Source organism: Acidovorax sp., assembly GCF_046339755.1.
Lineage (GTDB): Bacteria > Pseudomonadota > Gammaproteobacteria > Burkholderiales > Burkholderiaceae_C > Acidovorax.
In genome coordinates, this window is the sequence record NZ_JBKDTZ010000210.1 from 1 (window position 1) to 4,672 (window position 4,672).

The 4,672-nt window shown below is 65.3% G+C and carries 5 protein-coding genes; 2 read left to right on the plus strand and 3 right to left on the minus strand.

What is annotated here, in order from left to right; translation table 11 throughout:
- Positions 1-121: 121 nt before the first annotated feature.
- From rpmG to trxB, 3 genes are all read right to left on the minus strand, one after another.
- A complete protein-coding gene (rpmG, locus tag ACK59X_RS17325) occupies positions 122-292 on the minus strand; it encodes a 50S ribosomal protein L33 (RefSeq protein ID WP_007859760.1) in 171 nt (56 codons plus the stop codon).
- Between the two features lie 11 nt (positions 293-303).
- Positions 304-537 carry a 50S ribosomal protein L28 gene (gene rpmB, locus ACK59X_RS17330; RefSeq protein WP_007859763.1) on the minus strand — a complete coding sequence of 78 codons (234 nt, stop codon included), beginning with the start codon at positions 535-537 and terminating at the stop codon, positions 304-306.
- A gap of 246 nt (positions 538-783) precedes the next feature.
- Positions 784-1,737: a thioredoxin-disulfide reductase gene (trxB, locus tag ACK59X_RS17335; RefSeq protein WP_409959160.1), complete on the minus strand. Its 954-nt coding sequence runs from the start codon at positions 1,735-1,737 to the stop codon at positions 784-786.
- Positions 1,738-1,923: 186 nt separating this feature from the next.
- Here trxB and ACK59X_RS17340 point away from each other — a divergent pair, with 186 nt between their 5' ends.
- Positions 1,924-2,601, plus strand: a complete 678-nt coding sequence (locus ACK59X_RS17340) for a Crp/Fnr family transcriptional regulator (RefSeq protein ID WP_409959162.1) — start codon at positions 1,924-1,926, stop codon at positions 2,599-2,601.
- A gap of 58 nt (positions 2,602-2,659) precedes the next feature.
- The coding region (locus ACK59X_RS17345) for a DNA translocase FtsK (protein ID WP_409959164.1) at positions 2,660-4,672 on the plus strand (2,013 nt) is incomplete at its 3' end.

The following is a 4,672-nucleotide window of genomic DNA, read 5'->3' on the forward strand; positions in this document are numbered from 1 at the left end:
GAGCTGGGGCGCCTGCTGCACTAGCAGGTGGGTGCACTTCGGCAGGCTGCGTGATCCCGGTGCCAAAGAAAAAGCCGCCGGGCGACTGCCGGGCGGCTTTTTCTGGGGGAACCGGGCTGAATTACTTCAGCTTGATTTCCTTGTACTCCACATGCTTGCGTGCCTTGGGATCAAACTTCATGATCAGCATCTTTTCGGGCATGGTCTTCTTGTTCTTCGTCGTCGTGTAGAAGTGACCGGTACCCGCAGTGGATTCCAGCTTGATCTTGTCGCGTCCGCCTTTGCTTGCCATGGTGTTTCTCCTTAAGCCTGGCCACGTGCGCGCAGGTCTGCGAGCACCGAGTCAATACCGTTCTTGTCGATCAAACGCAGGGCAGCGCTCGAAACGCGCAGGCGAACCCAGCGGTTTTCGGTCTCGACCCAGAAACGGCGGTATTGCAGGTTCGGCAGGAACCGGCGCTTGGTTTTGTTGTTGGCGTGGGAAACGTTGTTCCCGACCATGGGCTTCTTGCCCGTTACGTCGCAGACGCGTGCCATGAGGACACTCCGATACTGTTCAACGGCCGTTCGCCCGGTGCCCCTGGGGGATCTCCCAAGGGCTCGGCTTGCGGCCTCACCTCGCCAGAAAGGGTGGCGGTAACCCCGGGCAGCCAGAAAAAGATGCCCGATTTGGATTTTTGCCTGCAAGAAAACGGGTAGCAGATACCCGCCTGAATTCAGGAAAGCCTCGGATTATAGCGACTTGCGCACAGGGGCGTCAAATCGCACCCGGGGCGGCGCTTTTCACTCATGCTGTTCGAGGAAGCGCTGGGCGTCCAGCGCGGCCATGCAGCCCGTGCCGGCGCTGGTGATGGCCTGGCGGTACACATGGTCCGCCACGTCGCCGGCCGCGAACACGCCGGGTACGCTGGTCTGCGTGGCAAATCCCTTCAGGCCGCCCTGGGTGATCAGGTAGCCGCCTTCCATCTCCAGCTGGCCCTTGAAGATGTCGGTGTTGGGGGAATGTCCGATGGCGATGAAGCAGCCATGCAGCGTGATGTCCTCGGTGCTGCCATCCTTGGTGCTCTTGATGCGGATGCCGGTCACGCCGGTGGCGTCGCCCAGCACCTCGTCCAGGGTGTTGAACAGCTTGAGCTCGATCTTGCCTGCGGCGACCTTCTCGTTGAGCTTGTCCACCAGGATGGGCTCGGCCTTGAACTTGTCGCGCCGGTGCACCATGGTGACCTTGCTGGCGATGTTGGACAGATACAACGCTTCCTCGACGGCCGTGTTGCCGCCGCCTACCACGGCCACGGGCTTGTCGCGGTAGAAGAAACCATCGCAGGTGGCGCAGCCCGACACGCCGCGGCCCATGAAGGCCTCTTCGGAGGGCAGTCCCAGGTACTTGGCCGAGGCGCCGGTCGCCAGGATCAGCGCGTCGCAGGTGTAGGTGCCGCTGTCACCGATGAGGGTGAAGGGGCGCTTGCTGAAGTCGACCTGGTTGATGTGGTCGAAGATGACCTGGGTCTTGAAGCGCTCGGCGTGCTCCAGGAAGCGCTGCATCAGCTCCGGTCCCTGCACGCCGTTCACGTCGGCGGGCCAGTTGTCGACTTCCGTCGTGGTCATCAGCTGGCCACCCTGGGACATGCCGGTGATCAGCACCGGATTGAGGTTGGCGCGCGCTGCATAGACCGCTGCGGTGTAGCCGGCCGGGCCGGAGCCGAGGATCAGAACTTTCGCGTGTTGGGTGGTAGACATGGTAAAAGCCTGTGTTTTGCGCCCGCTACACGGGGCGCTGTTGGGAAAGCTGGGGGGCGGGGCGCCAGTATCAACCGCGCTCGGTCTTCGCACGCCGCCCCAATTTCAATCACGGCGATTGTAAGAACCGATCAATAACCCGATGCGGCACCGGTGGAGCCGCGCCTTTCGAGAGGAGAAGTTTCCATGTCAACGATGTTGTCCAACCTGGACCTGCTGCGCCGGGTGCCACTGTTCTCGCTGCTCACCATGCCGCAGGCCGAGGTGATCAGTGGTGCCGTGGTCAAGAAGCGCTTCAAGCGCGGGGAGGCGCTGGTCGAGCAGGGGCAGCGGTCGAACACGCTGTTCATCCTGCTCACCGGGCGGGCGCGCGTGATGACGGCCGACAGCCGCGGGCGCGAGGTGATCCTGGCCACCCTGTCCCAGGGCGACTACCTGGGCGAGATGAGCATCATCGACAACGAACCCCACTCGGCCACGGTGCGCGCCGAGGTACAGACCGACGTGCTGATGCTCGGGCGCACCGAGTTCGCGCGCTGCCTGACCGAGAACGCCTCCATGTCGCTGGTGGTCATGCGCGGCCTGGTCAAGCGCCTGCGCCACGCCGACCGCAAGATCGAATCCCTGGCCCTGCTGGACGTGTACGGCCGCGTGGCCCATGCGCTGCTGGACTTTGCCACCACCGATGCGCAGGGCCTGCGCATCATCCGCGACAAGATCTCGCGCCAGGACCTGGCCAAGATGGTCGGCGCTTCGCGCGAGATGGTCAGCCGTGTCATGAAAGATCTGGAAGAGCGTGGTTTCATCGAGGTGCTGCCCACCGGCGCCACCGTGCTCAAGGACCGGCTGGACGCCCTGGGCTGAGCTTCCCCGGGCTGTGCTCCCAGGGGAGTGGGGCATGCGGTAAGCTTGCCCGGCGCTTATGACTTATTCACTCAATACCCTGAATGCATCCTCTGCCGCGAAGTCGCCGCCCCGTTCAGGCGCGGCCCGCTTCGGGCATGAAATCGGCCTGCTGATAGGCCTGCTGGCCCTGGTGTTCTGGCTGCTGGCGCTGGTCAGCTATTCGGCGCAGGACGCCGCCTGGTCGTCCTCGGGCCCCTCGGATGCGCGTGCCGTGGCCAACTGGGCCGGCCGCCTGGGCGCCTGGCTGGCCGATGGCAGCTACTTTGCCCTGGGTTTTTCCGTCTGGTGGTGCGTGGCGGCTGGCGTGCGCTCGTGGCTGGCATCGCTGGCGCGCTGGATGCGCGGCGGCGAGGTGCTGCCCGGTGCCGTGAGCCCGATGGCCCGGCGGGCCTTGTTCTGGGGCGGTCTGGCGCTGCTGATGTGTGCCAGCACGGCGCTCGAATGGTCGCGCCTGTACCGCTTTGAATCTTTCCTGCCTGGCCACGCTGGGGGCGTGCTCGGCTACCTCACGGGGCCGGCCAGCGTCAAATGGCTGGGCTTCACCGGCTCGGCCCTGCTGTGCTTCGTGCTGGCCGTGCTGGGCGCCGCGCTGGCGTTCCGATTCTCCTGGGGCCATGTGGCCGAGGTGCTGGGCGGGCGCATCGACGCGCTGGTGCAGTCGCGCCGCACGCAGCGCGAGGTGGCCAAGGATGTGGCCGTGGGCCGCAAGGCCGCGCGCGAGCGGGCCGTGGTGGTGCAGGAAGAGAAGACCGAGAGCGAGGAGCAGCACCCGCAGCCGGTGCAGATCATCGAGCCCATCCTGGTCGACGTGCCGCAGAGCACCCGCGTGGTCAAGGAGCGGCAAAAGCCCCTGTTCACCGACATGCCCGACAGCAAGCTGCCGCTGGTGGACCTGCTCGATGGCGCCCAGCAGCGCCAGGAAACCGTGGCGCCCGAGACGCTGGAGATGACCAGCCGCCTGATCGAGAAGAAGCTCAAGGACTTTGGCGTGGAGGTGCGCGTGGTCGCGGCCATGCCCGGCCCGGTGATCACGCGCTACGAGATCGAGCCCGCCACGGGCGTCAAGGGATCGCAGATCGTGGGCCTGGCCAAAGACCTGGCGCGTTCGCTGAGCCTGGTGTCCATCCGCGTGGTGGAGACCATCCCCGGCAAGAACTACATGGCGCTGGAGTTGCCCAACGCCAAGCGCCAGTCCATCCGCCTGTCCGAGATCCTGGGCTCGCAGGTCTACCACGAGGCCAAGAGCATGCTCACCATGGGCCTGGGCAAGGACATCGTGGGCAACCCGGTGGTGGCCGACCTGGCCAAGATGCCGCACGTGCTGGTGGCCGGTACCACCGGTTCGGGCAAGTCGGTGGGGATCAACGCCATGATCCTGTCGCTGCTGTACAAGGCCGAGGCGCGCGACGTGCGCCTGTTGATGATCGACCCCAAGATGCTGGAAATGTCGGTCTACGAAGGCATTCCGCACCTGCTGGCGCCCGTGGTCACCGACATGAAGCAGGCTGCCAACGGCCTGAACTGGTGCGTGGCCGAGATGGAGCGCCGCTACAAGCTCATGAGCAAGCTCGGCGTGCGCAACCTGGCCGGCTACAACACCAAGATCGACGAGGCCAAGGCGCGCGAGGAGTTCATCTACAACCCCTTCAGCCTCACGCCCGAGGAGCCCGAGCCGCTGCAGCGCCTGCCGCACATCGTGGTCGTCATCGACGAGCTGGCCGACCTGATGATGGTGGTCGGCAAGAAGATCGAGGAGCTGATCGCCCGGCTGGCGCAGAAGGCCCGCGCCTGCGGCATCCACCTGGTGCTGGCCACGCAGCGGCCGAGCGTGGACGTGATCACCGGGCTGATCAAGGCCAACATCCCCCCACGGCTGAGCTTCCAGGTCAGCAGCAAGATCGACAGCCGCACCATCCTTGACCAGATGGGGGCCGAAGCGCTGCTGGGCATGGGCGACATGCTCTACATGGCCAGCGGCACGGGCCTGCCGATCCGCGTGCATGGTGCCTTCGTCTCGGACGAGGAAGTG

What these genes read in the sequence shown, in the direction of transcription:
- rpmG (WP_007859760.1), bottom strand. Translation starts at nt 292, where the DNA reads ATGGCAAGCAAAGGCGGACGCGACAAGATCAAGCTGGAATCCACTGCG.
- rpmB (WP_007859763.1), bottom strand. Translation starts at nt 537, where the DNA reads ATGGCACGCGTCTGCGACGTAACGGGCAAGAAGCCCATGGTCGGGAAC.
- trxB (WP_409959160.1), bottom strand. Translation starts at nt 1,737, where the DNA reads ATGTCTACCACCCAACACGCGAAAGTTCTGATCCTCGGCTCCGGCCCG.
- ACK59X_RS17340 (WP_409959162.1), top strand. Translation starts at nt 1,924, where the DNA reads ATGTCAACGATGTTGTCCAACCTGGACCTGCTGCGCCGGGTGCCACTG.